Here is a 17,077-nt window from a genome sequence, read left to right on the forward strand (position 1 = left end):
TAATTAAATTACAAAATAATTTACGATATGAGAAAAATTCTATTATTAAGTTTAACTGTTTTAAGCTTTGTATCTGGTTATTCACAAACTTACTGTATTCCTGAATATGAGAATGGGTGTGATGATGGTGATCAGATTAATTCATTTGCTATACCCTTTGCTTCTTTCAATCATCAAAATACAGGATGCTCGATAGATTCTTATGGTGATTACACAGCGCAGTCGATAACTTTACAAGCCGGTGTCGGGTATTCTTATTCAGTCACCCATGGTTATCAAACCCAAAATGTGAGAATTTGGGTAGATTTGAATAATGACGGTGTCTTTACAGATGCAGCACCAGAATTAGTTGCTCAAAACAGTAGCACAGGTAGTGGAGCTAATTCTATTACTAATGGAAGTATAATGATACCTGTTACTGCAACTCCAGGAACATATAGGATGAGAGTGGGGGATAGGTATTCTAGCGATCCTATACCATGTAATACTGATGGCTTTGGCGAGGCTCATGATTATACGGTGGTTGTTACAGCAGCACCAAGCTGTCTTGGACCAATTGATTTAGCCTCAAGTAATATTACTACTACAGGTGCTACAATTTCTTGGTTGCCTTTTAATGCCGCACCGACTAATGGGTATCTTTATTATTACTCCACTACAAATACTCCTCCTCCAGCCGGTGTAGGTACAGCTACAACATCTACTAGTGCTAATTTAAGCCAATTACTTCCGAGTACCGTTTATTATTATTGGGTTAGATCACTTTGTACTACTACAGATCAAAGTCCGTGGTCGGCCGGTTCTTCCTTTATGACATCTTCATTCTGTCCCGATGTCATTTCTCCGTCTGACGGAGCTACAGATGAGTCTGTTACTCCAACGATCTCATGGGATGCCTTGCCTACGGCTACAGGTTATAGATTAACTGTGGGTACAACTGCTGGTGGAAATGATATTTTAAACAATATTGATTTAGGAAATGTTTTAACATATACTTTTGTGACGCCACTTTCTAATTCTACAGAATATTTTTTCACAGTTAATGCATACAGCTCTACTATTACAACTTCTCTTAATTGTGAAGTATGGAGTTTTGTTACTATTTGTTCTTCTAATGCTGTAGTTCCTAATTATACATATGATTTTGGTCTATTTCCTACCTCTTGTTGGTCACAGGCTTCAGATGGTGATGCAACTACTGGTCCTACAGGTACAGGTGAATATTGGTATTCTGGTGATTTTTTAAACTCTAGTTCAAATAGTAATTCTGCGGTGATTAATCTTTATGATCAGGATAATATTGGTTGGTTAAAAACTATTCCATTCAATCTAACTGGTGGTGGGTATAAGGTTAAGTTTGACATTGGTATCACGGAATTTTTTGATACAACTTCTTCTGCAATGGGATCTGATGATATTGTCCAGTTTTTAGCCTCTCAAGATGGTGGTATTACTTGGGCTGTACTACAAACGTGGAATGCTGCTAATGCACCATCTAACGTTTCAACACAGTATTCTCTGGATCTTACAGGATACACAAGTGCAAATACTGTCTTTGCATTTTTAGGTTCCGATGGTGCTATAGATGATCTTGAAGATTATGAATTCTTTATAGATAATTTCTCTGTGGAATCTATAAATTTATCAACTTCAGAAATTTCACAAACTAGCAGTAAGCTTAAAGCATATCCAAACCCATTTGCAGATGTGTTGAACATTTCAGATGTGAAAAATGTAAAATCCATTTCAGTTATTGATATTGCTGGTAGAATAGTGAAAACTATAGAAAAACCAAGCTCGGCTCTTCAGTTAGGAGAATTGAAATCTGGTCTGTATATGGTTATTTTAAATATGAATGATGGTTCTAGACAGACAATCAAAGCAATCAAAAAATAATCAATTATAAACTTTAAATTATGATAGCGACCAATTTTGGTCGCTATTTTTTATTAAAATACTAGTAATTTAAAATGATTTATAATTATAAATAATAGATTATTAATAAATTATTTTACTGTATTGATTTAAAATGATTATTATTTGATATTTTATTTTCGTTATGGATTCTGATTTTAATATGAATATTATTCTTTTAAATGCATTTTTGTATGGTTGAAATTTAATTTATATGATATTTTATATTTTATTTTAATGAAATAATTGTAAATTAGTGTAAATTTTAAAACAAAACAAAATGAAAAAAAACATTATTTTTTCTCTTAATTCCTTTTTTGGGATTTTCACAATGGACAGAGAACTTTGATGCGGGGACGACGTTGCCAGCAGGGTGGGCGGTTATAAATGATGGAGGGGCTAATGGTTGGGTTTTTGGCGTTCCTGATTTTGGTTCTGCACAAACACCTACAAATGTTGCTACGCTTACGTATGATGCAACAGCGCATGATGATTATTTAATTACAAAAGCGATTACTGTAACCGCAGGTGTAAGTGATCGGCTTTCTTTTTTTGTAAAGTCAAGATCTTCTACCTTTCTTGAAAATTATGAAGTTTTGCTTTCAACTACAGATCAAACAAAACCTGCGTTTACAACAGTACTTCAAGCTACTCAAAAAGCACCAAGTGTATGGACTGAAAAAACCTTTAGTTTATCTGCCTATGTTGGGCAGACGGTCTATGTAGCTATTCATGCGACCGATACGGATCAGTGGCAAATCTATGCTGATACTTTTAAAGTAGATTCTGCCCCAACTGTTGTGCCAACATGTACATCTTTTACTACTCCTACAAACGGGGCTGTTGGTGTAAATGTAGATGGCATCTTAAATTGGACTTCAGTAGCTTCAGCTACTGGATATAAGGTAAAGGTAGGGACAACCACCGGAGGAAGTGATATAGTAAATAATGTAGATGCAGGTAATGTAATAACATATAACATAACTGGAAACCTAAACGCAAGTACTGTGTACTATGCAACCATTACTCCTTACAATGCTGTAGGAGATGCTGTAGGGTGTTCTGAGATTTCATTTACCACAATGGCTCCACCTGCAAATGATGATTGTGCAAATGCGGTGATGTTAACTTTGGGATCGAATTTTGCTCAGAATGCAATTTCTGGATCAACATCTGCTTCTACCAATACTCCTGCATTAACTGCGTCTTGCTTATTTACGCCTTCTAATGTCGGAGGCAATGTGTGGTATAAAGTGGTGGTTCCTGCCTCGGGTAGTTTAACTATTGAGACTGCTGGTGTTGCGGGTTCTTCATTAACTGACACAGTTATTTCGGTGTTTTCAGATTGTACTGGTGCAACTTCTCTTGGATGTGATGATGATACTGGTACTGATGCTTTCTCTAAGTTAGAACTAACGTCTCAAACACCAGGTGCTACACTATATATAAGTGTTTGGAAATTTGGTACTGCTACAAGTGGTGATGGTGCTTTCAATATTTCAGCTTATGACGCAAGTGTTTTAGCTACTTCGGATGCTGCTCAAGTTAAAAACAATAAGCTTACAGCATATCCAAACCCATTTGCAGATGTGTTGAACATTTCAGATGTGAAGAATGTAAAATCCATTTCAGTTATTGATATTGCTGGTAGAGTAGTGAAAACTATTGAAAAACCAAGCTCGGCTCTTCAGTTAGGAGGATTGAAATCTGGTCTGTATATGGTTGTTCTGAATATGAACGACGGTTCTCAACAAACAATCAAAGCAATTAAGAAATAAATTTATTTAATTTGTTGATATTAATAGCGGTCATTGAGATCGCTATTTTTTTGTAAAATGTTTAGAAAATCAATTGAAATTACAGTTTATTGTATATTAACGATGTATTCGAAAAAGTATATGAAATTTAAATTGAATGTTTTGCGAATGTAATGTTTTATTATTAAAAATTTAAAGGCGTAATCATTAAATTGTTATAAATTTACAGTTAATATTTTAAATTTATTGATTTGTGAAAAAACTTTTACTTTTTAGTTATTTCTTTTTAAGCATATTTCTGAACGCTCAAATTACTTTGGGTGGAGGTAGTACAACGGTCGGGCCTGCTCCGGTCAGTACATACTTTGGATATTCTTATGTTCAGCAAATATTTACAAAAAATGAAATCAATACCAATGCTGCAGGTAATATTTCAGGACTTAAATTTTATTTAAACCCAAATTCTACTATTACTAACTCTTCCAGCTGGGTAATTTATCTGGGAACTACTACAAAAACCAATTTCTCTTCAACAGCAGATTGGATTCCTGTATCGCAACTAAATCAAGTTTTTTCCGGAACGGTTAATAATGTAAATGGAGTCGTGACGGTCACTTTTCCGGTACCATTTCTTTATAACAATATTGGAAATCTGGTTGTTGCTGTGAAAGAAAATACTCCCAATTATGATATTAATGGTTTTGATGATGCATTTTATGGGTATTATTCAAGTGTAAACTCTGTTCTTTTTTATTCAGATGATAATATCAATCCAAATCCATCATTTCCACCGGCCGGATCTCTAACCGATCAAAAATCGGTAATCACTTTTACGGGGTTGATTGCAGGCTCAACGATTGCATGTCCAGATGTTGCCTATCCTCTCAATAATGCGGTATACATACCTTTGTCACCAACGGTTGAATGGAACGCAGTTCCTGGGGCAACAAGTTATAAAGTATCAGTTGGAACAACGATGGGGGCTTCCGATGTAGTCAATCAGCAGTCTGTAAGTGCAACAAGTTTTACGGTTCCTCAAACTTTATCTGTAAACACAGTGTATTATTTAAAAGTAACTGCTGTGAATACCGCAGGAGAATCACAGGGGTGCTCAACAACTATGTTCAGAACTACTCCCGGACAGCCTGCAAACGATGAATGTTCTAATGCAGCTACTTTAACTGTTAATCCAAATGCCAGCTGTACTGCTTTTGCTCAGGGATATACATTAGGTGCAACTGATTCTGGAGTAACTGCTGGTTCATGTTTTGGAAATCCGGATGATGATGTTTGGTTTAAATTTGTCGCAACTGCAACCACGCACAAAATTTCACTAAATAATATTGTCTCGATTGGAACAAATTTTAGTGATGATATCGATTTTCAGATTTTCAGCGGAGCTTGCGGAAATTTAACGAGTGTTTTGTGTTCAGATCCTGCATCTTCTTTGGTTACAGGATTGACTGTTGGCTCTACTTATTATCTGAGAGTTTACAGCGGTTCGGGTGCAGGTAGCAATAATAGTTTTGAAATATGTGTGGGAACAGTTCCGCCACCACCTGTTAATGACGTTTGTTCTGGAGCATTAGCCACAACATCTTTTCCATATTCTTATACACAGTCCGATGCTTTAGGAGCAACCAATAACTCTGGTTTTTTAAATGCTTGTAGTAATGGAACAACTGATAGAATGAATGACGGAACTTGGTTTACATTTGTAGGAAATGGCAGTAACGTCGATATCATTGTTGCAATGCCTGCAGGAAGTTATTTTGATCCTCAAATCGGAGTTTTCACAGGAAGTTGTGCTGCTTTAAATTGTTTTGATACGGTAGATGATGCCGGTGATGGAGAGACAGAAATCTTATCTGTAGCGAGTGTTGCCGGAACAACATATTATGTCAATGTAGGACATTATAATGGAGTTATTGATGAAGCAGAAGATACATTCACTATAAGTATGATAAGTGGTGTTTTAGCGGCTACAGAAGTTGATGAGGTAAAAAATAAAGTGAAAGTTTATCCAAATCCGTTTACTGATGGTATTAACCTTTCAGATTTCAAAAATATCAAATCAGTTTCAGTAATTGATTTGTCGGGGCGTAATTTAAAAACAATTGAAAGTCCGACCTCATTTATTCATTTAGATCAGTTAAAATCAGGAATGTATATTTTAAGTTTATTGATGAAAGATGGTTCTAAACAATCTTTAAAAATTATTAGAAAATAAAATTTTAATAACAATAAAAAAAAGGTGGCAATCAATTGACTGTCACCTTTTTTATGTTAAAAAATAAATTTATTCGTTGGGTGAAACTGGTTTTATTTCTCCTGTATTCATGAGGTCAAATACAGTTGGGAAAAACATCACAAGTATAAAGTAGATGATAATCATCAAGATGACTAAAGCGAATAAGATGATCACTAAACTGTTGGGTCTGTTTTTCTTTTGTGGTTCCATGATTTTTTGGGTATTAAATTAATAGATAGATTTGATAAATAATACTATGCTAATTTCTTGCCACATTGTTTGCAGTATCTCGCATCATCGTCAATATCTTCATTTCCACATCGTTCACAAATCAATTCTAGGTTTTGTCTCTTATTTCTCATTTCAGCAGTTACAATCCCTGTTGGCACTGCAATGATTGAATAACCAGCTAACATCAAGATCACAGCAAAAAATTTACCCGTTGGTGTGATAGGAGATACATCACCATAACCAACGGTTGTCACCGTAACCACAGCCCAATAGATTGATTGCGGAATCGTTTCAAAACCAGGTCTTCCGCCTTCTACCATAAACATCAATGAACCAACGATGACCGAAAATATAATTAAAAATAAAAGGAAAATATAAATTTTTCTCGAACTGTTTTTCAAAGCTCTCACAATGACAAAACCGTCATTCATAAAATCTAAAAGATTGAATACTCGGAAGACCCTAAGCATTCTCAGCATCCTGAAAATCAGGAAATATTTTGTCACAGGAAAAAGAAAACTCAGATAGAAAGGAATGAGTGAAAGGAAATCAATAATTCCAAAAAAACTGAAAATATAATGTTTCTTGTTTTTTAATACAGCAATTCTCGTAAAATATTCTGCAGAAAAAAGTACAGAGATGATCCATTCTGAAATGATAAAATAGATGTGAAATTTTTTATCCAGTTTCGGCACACTCTCCATCATAATGATAAAGGTGCTTACCAAAATAAGACAAAGCAGAACAATGTCAAACAATTTTCCGAGCTTAGTATCAGAGCGGTAAATAATTCGGTACAAGAATCTTTTCCAGAGCTTATCTCCGGGAACAAGATTATGTTCTCTTTCCATGATCAGAGTTTTTTTTAAATTTAGCAAATTATCCCTATTTTCGTAAACAAACTTACAGAATAATATGACAATACAAAAAGTAATTGCAGAGATAGAAAAATACATTGCAATGCCTCAGGCTGAAGACTTTGACAACGTGGGACTTCTATGTGGTTTGGCGGATAGAAATGTATCAGGAATTCTTGTATGTCACGATGCTTTAGAAAATGTGGTGGATGAAGCAATTCACAAGAACTGTAACTTGATTGTTTGCTTTCATCCGATTATTTTTTCAGGGTTAAAATCTCTGACCGGGAAAAATTATGTTGAAAGAGCCATTTTAAAAGCCATCGAAAATAAAGTTGCCATCTATGCGATTCACACCGCTTTCGACAATGATTTTTATGGAGTAAATGCCGGAATTTGTAATCTTTTGGGATTAAAAAACTTAAAAATTCTTCAACCTAAAAAAAATAATTTAAAGCAATTAAATGTTTACGTTCCGAAAGACTATTCTGAATCTATAAAAGAAGCGCTTTTCTCTGCCGGAGCTGGAAATATCGGATTTTATGACGAGTGCAGTTTTAAGACAGAAGGAAAAGGAACATTCAGACCGATTGAAGGTTCAAATCCGTTTTCTGGACAGCAAAATGTACGTGAAAATGCTGAAGAAGATATGGTTTCTGTAATTTTTGAATCTTTTAAACAAAATCAAATTGTGGCCGCAATGAAAGATGCGCATCCTTACGAAGAAGTTGCTCATCAGATATATCAGCTTGAAAATGAAAATCAGTATTCAGGTTTGGGAATGTACGGTGAATTTGAAACTGAAATGGATGAGAAAGAATTTCTGAGTTTTGTGAAAGAAAAATTCAATTTAAATATCATCAAACATTCTGATTTTAATCAAAAGAAAATCAAAAGAGTAGGCGTTTTGGGTGGTTCGGGAGCAAGCGGAATAAAGTCTGCACTTTCAAAAAAATGTGACGCTTACCTTACAGGAGATCTCAAATACCACGATTATTTTCTGGCAGAATCTAAAATGCTGATTTGCGACATCGGGCATTATGAATCTGAGCAATTGGTAAGTCAACAATTATTTGAAATTTTATCACAAAAATTTAGTACATTTGCAATCTTAAAATCTAGTGAAAAAACAAACCCAGTAAATTATTTCCTATAGATATGGCAAAAATCACCGAAATTTCAGTCGAAGAAAAATTAAGAGCTTTATACGATTTGCAAATCATCGATTCAAGATTGGACGAGATCCGAAATACAAGAGGAGAATTGCCAATCGAAGTTGAAGATCTTGAAATCGAGATTGAAGGCCTAGAAAAAAGAGCGGAAAAATTTCATGCAGAGATTAAAGAGCAAAATGATCAGATCAGCAATAAAAATGAAGTGATCAACCATGCGAAATCTTTAATCGAAAAATACAAATCTCAACAGGATAACGTAAGAAACAATAAAGAATTTGAAGCTTTAGGAAAAGAAATCGAATATCAAGAACTTGAAATTCAGCTTTCTGACAAAAGAATCAAAGAATTTGGTGCTAAAATCGGTCATAAAGAAGAAACTCTGAATGAGTTGAATACTAAAATCGAAAATCTTAAAAACCACCTAAAATTCAAAAAAGAAGAATTGGAAGGTTTGATTTCTGAAACTCAAAAAGAAGAAGATTATCTGATCACAAAATCTGAAGAATTTGCTTCTAAAATCGACGAAAGATTATTGGCATCTTACCACAGAATCAGAACAAACTCTTCTACAGGTCTTGCAGTAGTAGGTCTTGAAAGAGGTGCTCCGAAAGGATCTTTCTTCACAATTCCACCACAAAAGCAAATGGAAATCGCTCAGAGAAAGAAAATCATTATCGATGAACATTCAGGAAAAATTCTTGTTGACGACGAGTTGGTAAACGAAGAAACTGAAAAAATGAATTCTATTATTAAGTTTTAATATAGAGTTTTTTATAAAAATAGAAACGGCTTCAAATTTTTGAAGCCGTTTTTTTGTTACAGTATTTTTTGCTATTCAATACTTATTTCGATTCATTTTTCACCAAGCGTTTGTCATTCCGGAGGAATCTAAGTTATGTTTTAATTCTGTGTTTAGATTCCTGCCGGAATGACAAAGTGGATTTTTAATCGTTCTCAATAAAGTAAAACATGATGAATTTGTGTAGAAATTAAGAACAAAAAAAACCGTTTCAAAAACTGAAACGGTTTTTCTATTTTAGTCATGATGACCATACATTTTATCATACAAATCCTTGAACTTTTCTTTAACCGCTTTTCTTTTCAATTTAAGAGTAGGAGTTAAAAGTCCCGCTTCAATGCTCCATACTTCAGGAGTAAGCTCTATTTTTTTTATCTGTTCCCAGTTTCCTAAGTGTTCGTTGATGTCGTCGATCTCTTTCTCAATTCTTTCTTTCAGTTCAGGGCTTTTTGCAATTTCCTGCGGATTAGAGCCGATGTTGAGGTTGTTTCTCATCGCCCAGTTTTTAGCAAATTCAAAATCTGGCTGTACAAATGCGCATGGCATCTTTTCTCCATCACCGACTACCATAATCTGCTCAATAAACTTGGAAGCTTTTGCCAAATTTTCAATCGTTTGTGGAGCAATATATTTTCCGCCGGAAGTTTTAAACATTTCCTTTTTACGATCGGTGATTTGTAAAAATCCTTCACTATCGATGTGTCCGATGTCTCCGGTTTTGAAAAATCCGTCTTCTGTGAAAGTTTCTTTGGATTGTTCTTCGTTTTTAAAATAAGCTTTAAATATAGAAGGTCCTTTCACTGTAATTTCACCGTCTTCCTGAATTTTTACGGTTAAGTTATCCAACGGATGTCCTACTGTTCCCACTTTCATTTTCCCAAATGAATTTACCGAAATTACAGGTGAGGTTTCCGTTAAGCCATATCCTTCAAGAATAGGAATTCCGGCATTTTGGAACATTAAATTTAATCTTGTTGATAAAGCCGCAGAACCAGAAACCAAAGTGATAATTTCACCGCCCAAACCTTCTCTCCATTTTTTGAAAACCAGTTTGTCTGCAATAATTTCAGACAGACCAGAAGGTTTTGTAACTTCTTTCTTTTTCTGAATTAAATTTAAAGCCCAGAAGAATATTTTTTGTTTAAATCCGCCTGCTGATGAACCTGTATTATAGATTTTGTCATAAACTTTTTCTACAAGTCTCGGAACTACACTCATATAATGAGGTTTGACTTCTTTTACATTTTCACCCATTTTTTCAATGCTTTCAGCGAAATAGACTGAAAAACCATTGTATTGGAAAAGATAAAAAAGCATTCTCTCAAAAATATGGCAAATCGGTAAAAAACTTAATACCCTGGTGTCTTTGTAGTCTAAACTTTTTCGTCTCGGAATTCTTGGAAGCGATCCCAAAACATTCGAAACAATATTCTCGTGAGTCAGCATTACACCTTTCGGTTTCCCTGTAGTTCCGGAAGTATAAATTAAAGTAGCTAAATCTTGAGTATTAATTGCTTTTGAAAGATCTTCTACCTCCATTTGTGTAGAATCATCTTCACCCAAATCGAGAATTTCCTTCCAATTGGCCGCTCCGGAAATGTTGTCAAAAGTGAAAACACCTTGTAGTGAAGCAACGTTGTGCTTGATTTTCATTACTTTAGCCAGAAGTTCTTTATCAGAAACAAAGCAATATTTTATTTCGGCATTATTGAATATAAACTCATAATCTTCAGGTGAAATGCTTGGATAAACAGGAACTGAAACCACCCCGATTTGTGAAAGCCCAAGATCCATGATTGCCCATTCTGTACGGGAATTGGTAGTAATCAAGGCTATTTTATCACCAGGTTTTATACCCAGTTTCAAAAGGCCTCTGGAAATTTTGTTTCCTTGGTTTACAAACTCCTGAGTTGATGTCTTTATCCACTCGCCTTGATGTTTTGTAGCGAACATTACATCATTTGGGAGTTTTTCTAAAGCGTGGTGCGGTATATCGAATAATCTTTTGATCGTCATAATTGTTAAATATTTAATATAGGATTTTAAATATAAGCATTTTTGTAAAAATAACATAAATCTGTTTACAAATCACAATTGTTAATTTTTTTTTCAGATTTGACTAAAAAGTATTAATTTACGACCATCTAATTATAATTTTTATGGACTTTAATTTATCCGAAGAACAGCTGATGATTCAGCAGGCAGCAAGAGATTTTGCACAGAACGAACTATTACCAGAAGTAATTGAAAGAGACCGTGATCAAAAATTTCCTACTGAGCAAGTGAAGAAAATGGGCGAAATGGGACTTTTGGGAATGATGGTTGATCCTAAGTACGGTGGTGCCGGTATGGATAGCGTTTCTTACGTTTTGGCAATGGAGGAGATTGCAAAAATCGATGCTTCTGCAGCAGTTGTAATGTCTGTAAATAACTCATTGGTTTGTGCCGGACTAGAAAAATATGCTTCTGAAGAGCAAAAAGTAAAATATCTTACACCATTAGCAAGCGGTCAGGTAATCGGTGCATTTGCATTATCTGAGCCGGAAGCTGGTTCTGATGCGACTTCTCAAAAAACAACAGCAGAAGACAAAGGTGACTACTATCTTTTAAATGGTGTGAAAAACTGGATCACAAATGGTGGAACAGCTACCTATTATATTGTAATCGCTCAGACAGATCCTGAGAAAAAACATAAAGGAATCAACGCTTTCATCGTAGAAAGAGGTTGGGAAGGTTTTGAGATCGGACCAAAAGAAGACAAATTGGGAATCAGAGGAAGCGATACGCATTCTTTGCTTTTCAACAATGTAAAAGTCCCTAAAGAAAACAGAATCGGTGAAGACGGTTTCGGATTCAACTTTGCAATGGCTGTTTTGAATGGCGGTAGAATAGGGATTGCATCTCAGGCTTTAGGAATTGCTTCAGGAGCTTACGAGATGGCTCTGAAATATGCTAAAACCAGAAAAGCTTTCAAAACTGAAATTATCAATCATCAGGCAATTGCTTTCAAATTGGCAGATATGGCCACTCAGATTACTGCGGCAAGAATGCTTTGTTTTAAAGCGGCTGTAGAAAAAGATGCCGGAAAAGACATTTCTGAAATAGGAGCGATGGCTAAGCTATATTCTTCTCAGGTTGCGATGGATACTACCATTGAAGCAGTTCAGATTCATGGTGGATACGGATATGTGAAAGAATATCACGTAGAAAGATTAATGAGAGATGCAAAAATCACTCAAATTTATGAGGGAACTTCTGAAATCCAAAGAATTGTGATTTCTAGAAGTATTGCAAAATAATTTCTTTAAATTTAAAGACACTAAATATCTTGTATGAAAAAATCTTGGTTAATCACTTTGGGAGTAATTTTACTTCTTGTGGGAGTTTTTATCTGGTATAAATTTTTCTTCGTTTTCGGAGAAGGAGTAAAATCAGGATATCTGAATTATGCCATTAATAAAGGCTATGTTTTTAAAACATACGAGGGCAAATTAATTCAGGAAGGTTTTGGAAGAGGAAAAACTGGAACTGTAACAAGCTATGAGTTTGAATTTTCTGTAACGGATCCTGAAATTTTTAAGCAGTTGGAACTCAACAGTGGTAAAACCTTTGATCTTCATTACAAAGAATATAACGGAACTTTGCCTTGGAGAGGAAATACAAAGTATGTTGTTGATAAAATAGTAAACATGAAATAATCATAAAAGGCTCTCGCATTGAGAGCCTTTTACTTTACACCAAATCACAAATAAATATATGAAAACTATTAATTTCTTTATTGTTTTGATTCAAATTTTTCTATAAGGTTAAATCTCGTTTTGATTTTTTTTCTCTTTTTGAAATTTTTGATAAAGCAAATTTAGGATGAATATGAATTCGAAAATTAAATCTGGTCTTAAAATTTAATTAAAATTTCCTCAATTACTTTGAATCATTTCCAGGGAGATTGTTGCTTTTCTTTTTGTAAAAATAATAACCAATTCCTGCAATTAAAAACAATGGCCAAAGAGGTAGAATAAATAAGAATATTGAAGTAATCACGTTCCAACCAGAAGAAACGGCGGCCAGAGATTGCTCTCCGAAACCTTCAGGTTTTTCTTTCACAGCAAGATTTTCATTGTCTCCATATAAAGTTATTTCTACATCACATAATGTGTTGTTCACGAAATCCTGACCGCTGATATCAATTCCTTTATTTTCAATTTCTCCAATGTTGTAGCTCAAATCTTCCATTAGATAATCAAACTTTTGAATCGGAACTCTCACTTTAAGGTAAGCGATTTTTTTGTCGTTGTTATTTAAAGAAATGTTTTCACTTTTTATGAATCCGTCGTATTTTTTAACCTGTTCTTTTACGATTTCTTTTGCGGTTTCGGCATCATTTACTTTTAATTCTAGAAGTCCGGTTTTTGTCATTTTGTTTTTTGAAACAATTTGTTCGTAGTTTTCATTTTTTGGTTTGTCTTTGTAAATGATTTTGGTTTCTTTAATGATTTTCGGTGCCGGAACGTTCACCACAATTTTCTCAGAATTTTTGTTTAAAGAATCTTTTTTCTCAATTTTAGACTCCAGCTTCATATTGGCTATTTTGTCTGATAGAGAATCAATGCTTTTAGAAGTAGATTCTATTTTTTCGGTAACATCGCTTTTTGTTTTTTCAAAATCTTTAATTTTAATGCTTGCAGAATCGAAAACAGCTTCTGCTTCATTGCTTACGTTCTTTGCTTTATCACTGATATCTGTCGTCATGCTATCAACAGAATTTAGTGATTTTTCTAATTGGGAACTTGTTGCTTCACCTTTTTTACACATTGTGAAACTGGTCGCTGCTGCTAATAATAAGATGTACTTTTTCATAACATTAATTTTTTTGTTGAAGTAAAATTATAAGGTTATCTCCACCGAAATTTGTAAAAGAAATGTATGATTTTGGTAAAGTTTTATCTTGTTCATAATCAGTTATTTGTAAAATGATTATAGTTATTTTACAAAAAAAATGTTAAATGTTAAAAATGTTAAAAAAAAATATTCATTAGAAATATAATAATATTTACCTTTGCTTTTTGAGACTTTAATAATGAAATATACTTTCTTATTGGTTTTGTCGTTTTTAATTAGTTCTGCAGAATTCAGTTGTAGAAGTGTTTCTATGGCAAATAATGAATTAAAAGCTGAATCAATAATGAATGAGCCACAAGGTAATGTTGAGTTTTCTGAGGTGAGAAGATTGAATCGTGAGGTACAATTAAACGATTTTCTGATCATAAAAGACTTTAGCGAAACCGTTAAATTATATGGTAAATTAGCAGATAAAAGATTTTCTAGATCTGCGCCTATTCCAACTCTTGAAGAGAATGAATTTTTTCTTTTGCTAAAGCCAATAATGAAAAAACAAACTTTTGGAGATTTGGAAGTGACAAAAATGGAAATGAAAGGTTCTGTATTGAATGTTTATTATAAAGAAATAAGCAACGAAGAATATTTACTAAACAAACAAAAAAATCCTATATTGATACTGAGAGTAAACGGAGTTGCTCCGTCAGGTGTCAAATTAATAAATTTAAATAAATAGTAATAATAATTATTTTAAATATGAAGAAAAAAATACTCATTCTGAGCAGTTTGCTGGTTTTTTCTGCAGCAGGCTTTGCACAGCAAAATAATTGGAAAAAGTTGACTTCTAAAGTTGAAACAGAGGTTCGGGAGAACAATGTAAGACTTTCTGATTATACTCTTTTCACATTAAATGTAGCTGATATTCAAAATCAGTTAAAAAATGCTCCGGACAGAAGCTTATATCCTTCTCAAAAAGGTATTCTTCTGAACTTCCCAAATATTGAGGGAGGTTTTGATACATATGAGGTTTATGAATCATCTACAATGCATCCTGACCTTCAGAATAGATATTCTGATATTAAATCTTATTTAGGATATAAAAAAGGAGATAAATCATCACAAATCAGATTTACTGTAGATCCTTATTTCGGATTTAATGGTATGATGAGAAGTGAAAGCGGAATTTACTATCTTGATTCTCATACTACAGACAATAAAGTCTATAAGATGTATGACAGAAAAAAGGCTTCTTCTTTAAACCAATTTGAATGTCTTTTCAATGGCGACAGTGATTTAAAAGATGCAGCACTTAATTCTCAAAAAACAGTAGTTGATGGTCTTAATAGAAAATACAGACTTTCTATCACAACAACTATAGAATATACGGCATATATCGCTGGAGTTGCTGGAGTAGGAGCAGGAACTGATGCTCAGAAAAAAGCAGCCGTTCTTGCAGCTGTAAACTTAGCAGTTACGCGTCTTAATGAAGTTTTTGAAAGAGATATTTCGGTTAGATTACAGCTTATTGCTAATACTGATGCTTTATTCTTCATCAGTACAGATACTTTTGATACGCTTGATGCTGCCCAAATGCTTAATCAAAATATTACAGTAACCAATTCTGTAATTGGTGCTGCAAACTATGATATCGGACATCTGTTTTTCAGAGCAACCGCTGGTAATGATAATGGATTAGCCGCTACACCGTCAATTTGTGGAAATAGCAAAGCAGGTGGTGTAACAGGTTCTGCAATTCCTGTTGGAGATCCTTTCGTGATTGACTTCGTTGCTCACGAAATGGGACACCAATTTGGAGCTATGCACACGCAAAATAACAATTGTAACAGAAATGTACCAACAACGGTAGAGCCAGGAAGTGCTAGTACTATCATGGGATATGCCGGAATTTGTGCACCAAACGTACAAAATAATAGTGATGCATATTTTCATTCTATCAGCATTGCTGAGATGTATTTAAGATTGACTACGGGCTCTACATCAACTTGTGGTATTAAGACGCCAACCTCAAATATTGAGCCGACAGTAGATGCAGGTTTAGATAAAAGCATTCCGAAAAGCACACCTTTTATGTTGACTGCAACAGCTTCTGATCCCAATAATGATCCGATTACGTATACATGGGAGCAGATTGATGCAGGTGTTGCAACTCAACCGCCTGTGGCAACCAATACCGTAGGTCCTTTGTTTAGATCTATTGAGCCTACAGTTTCTCCGTCAAGATACTTCCCAAAATTATCAGTTATAGTAAATCCTGCTACTGTTAGTACTTGGGAAAGACTTTCATCCATTGCCAGACCTTTAAATTTTTCAGTTCTTGTAAGAGATAATAATCCTGTAGGAGGACAAACTGCTCGAGATGATGTGAAATTGACTGTAGTAAGTACAGCTGGTCCATTTGTGGTTACTTCACAAAATACTGCCGGTGTAGTTTGGAATGAAGGTCAGGCACAGATTATTACTTGGGATGTTGCCAATACTACAGCAGCACCAGTAAGCACACCGAACGTTACGATTTTATTATCGAAAGACGGAGGTCTTACATTCCCAACTGTTTTAGTTGCAAGCACACCAAATAACGGTTCGTATTCTTACACTGTACAAGGTGGTTTAGGAAATGTAACTAATGCTAGAATCATGGTGAAAGCGATAGATAATGTATTTTTAAATGTAAATTCTCAAGGCTTTACAATCAATTCTTCAGCTGTAGTTATTCCTCCAGGAGGTGGTAATCCAGGTGGAGGTAACCCTGGAGGTCCTGGTACGGGAGGCCCTGGTAGTCCTGGATCTCAATCTCCAGTCTTCCAAGGAATGATGATTTATCCTGTTCCTTCGAATGATGGTTATGTATATATTAAAACAGACTTCCCTCCAAAATTTGATGGAGACAGAAAACCTGCACCTTATAAGGTAACTTATGAAGTATATGCAATGGATGGTAAATTAGTTGTGCCTAAGAAAACCAGACACATCTTCTCAAGAACTGTTGATAACAGAGCTGACGAGAAACTAGATTTAAGAGATCTTCCTACTGAAGCTTACATGATTCATGTAACTGTGGATGACGAAAAAATTGTTAAAAAATTACTGATGCTTCACAAGAAGTAAAATGTAATTAATATATGTATAAAAAACCGTTCTTATGAACGGTTTTTTGTCTTTCTTTCTAACTGTTTAAACACTCAATCAGATGGTTTAAGGTAATTATATTATTTTTGATATTAATTATATTCATTTTT

Annotated in this window: 13 protein-coding genes; 9 read left to right on the top strand and 4 right to left on the bottom strand. The window is 34.3% G+C overall.

Annotated features, from left to right (window positions below; all coding sequences use genetic code 11):
* The first annotated feature begins 27 nt into the window (after positions 1-27).
* From LNP04_RS18760 to LNP04_RS18770, 3 genes are all read left to right on the top strand, one after another.
* Complete coding sequence (locus LNP04_RS18760; protein WP_229984414.1) at positions 28-1,896, top strand: GEVED domain-containing protein; 1,869 nt, start codon at positions 28-30, stop codon at positions 1,894-1,896.
* Between the two features lie 335 nt (positions 1,897-2,231).
* Positions 2,232-3,692 (top strand): T9SS-dependent choice-of-anchor J family protein, encoded by a 1,461-nt coding sequence (locus tag LNP04_RS18765; protein WP_229984415.1) that lies wholly within the window; start codon positions 2,232-2,234, stop codon positions 3,690-3,692.
* Between the two features lie 232 nt (positions 3,693-3,924).
* Positions 3,925-5,901, top strand: a complete 1,977-nt coding sequence (locus tag LNP04_RS18770) for a T9SS type A sorting domain-containing protein (protein ID WP_229984416.1) — start codon at positions 3,925-3,927, stop codon at positions 5,899-5,901.
* Positions 5,902-5,970: 69 nt separating this feature from the next.
* Here the strand turns inward: LNP04_RS18770 and LNP04_RS18775 are convergent, their stop codons facing one another.
* Together LNP04_RS18775 and LNP04_RS18780 are read right to left on the bottom strand one after the other, a co-directional pair.
* Entirely contained in the window at positions 5,971-6,132 is a 162-nt protein-coding gene (locus tag LNP04_RS18775; protein WP_229984417.1) for a hypothetical protein, read from the bottom strand.
* Between the two features lie 44 nt (positions 6,133-6,176).
* On the bottom strand, positions 6,177-7,004 hold the full coding sequence (locus tag LNP04_RS18780) for an ion transporter (RefSeq protein WP_229984418.1): 828 nt from the start codon (positions 7,002-7,004) through the stop codon (positions 6,177-6,179).
* Between the two features lie 64 nt (positions 7,005-7,068).
* On the opposite strand from LNP04_RS18780, the gene LNP04_RS18785 reads away from it, so the two are divergent.
* Both LNP04_RS18785 and LNP04_RS18790 read left to right on the top strand, forming a co-directional pair.
* The gene (locus LNP04_RS18785; RefSeq protein ID WP_229984419.1) at positions 7,069-8,166 is read left to right on the top strand and encodes a Nif3-like dinuclear metal center hexameric protein; all 1,098 of its coding nucleotides are present in this window, start codon (positions 7,069-7,071) and stop codon (positions 8,164-8,166) included.
* Between the two features lie 2 nt (positions 8,167-8,168).
* Entirely contained in the window at positions 8,169-8,945 is a 777-nt protein-coding gene (locus LNP04_RS18790; RefSeq protein ID WP_229984420.1) for a zinc ribbon domain-containing protein, read from the top strand.
* Between the two features lie 276 nt (positions 8,946-9,221).
* Here LNP04_RS18790 and LNP04_RS18795 read toward each other — a convergent pair whose 3' ends face one another.
* On the bottom strand, positions 9,222-11,000 hold the full coding sequence (locus LNP04_RS18795; RefSeq protein ID WP_229984421.1) for a long-chain fatty acid--CoA ligase: 1,779 nt from the start codon (positions 10,998-11,000) through the stop codon (positions 9,222-9,224).
* Between the two features lie 143 nt (positions 11,001-11,143).
* On the opposite strand from LNP04_RS18795, the gene LNP04_RS18800 reads away from it, so the two are divergent.
* Both LNP04_RS18800 and LNP04_RS18805 read left to right on the top strand, forming a co-directional pair.
* Positions 11,144-12,283, top strand: coding sequence for an acyl-CoA dehydrogenase (locus LNP04_RS18800; RefSeq protein WP_229984422.1), 1,140 nt, complete (start codon positions 11,144-11,146; stop codon positions 12,281-12,283).
* 33 nt (positions 12,284-12,316) lie between these two features.
* The gene (locus LNP04_RS18805) at positions 12,317-12,682 is read left to right on the top strand and encodes a hypothetical protein (protein ID WP_129534228.1); all 366 of its coding nucleotides are present in this window, start codon (positions 12,317-12,319) and stop codon (positions 12,680-12,682) included.
* Between the two features lie 223 nt (positions 12,683-12,905).
* On the opposite strand, the gene LNP04_RS18810 is transcribed toward LNP04_RS18805, so the two are convergent.
* The gene (locus LNP04_RS18810) at positions 12,906-13,841 is read right to left on the bottom strand and encodes a DUF4349 domain-containing protein (protein ID WP_229984423.1); all 936 of its coding nucleotides are present in this window, start codon (positions 13,839-13,841) and stop codon (positions 12,906-12,908) included.
* 292 nt (positions 13,842-14,133) lie between these two features.
* On the opposite strand from LNP04_RS18810, the gene LNP04_RS18815 reads away from it, so the two are divergent.
* Both LNP04_RS18815 and LNP04_RS18820 read left to right on the top strand, forming a co-directional pair.
* Positions 14,134-14,556 (top strand): hypothetical protein, encoded by a 423-nt coding sequence (locus LNP04_RS18815; RefSeq protein WP_229984424.1) that lies wholly within the window; start codon positions 14,134-14,136, stop codon positions 14,554-14,556.
* A gap of 20 nt (positions 14,557-14,576) precedes the next feature.
* The gene (locus tag LNP04_RS18820) at positions 14,577-16,946 is read left to right on the top strand and encodes a zinc-dependent metalloprotease (RefSeq protein WP_229984425.1); all 2,370 of its coding nucleotides are present in this window, start codon (positions 14,577-14,579) and stop codon (positions 16,944-16,946) included.
* Positions 16,947-17,077: the final 131 nt, after the last annotated feature.

The sequence above is a fragment of the Chryseobacterium sp. C-71 genome (genome assembly GCF_020911865.1).
In the GTDB taxonomy this organism is placed as follows: domain Bacteria; phylum Bacteroidota; class Bacteroidia; order Flavobacteriales; family Weeksellaceae; genus Chryseobacterium.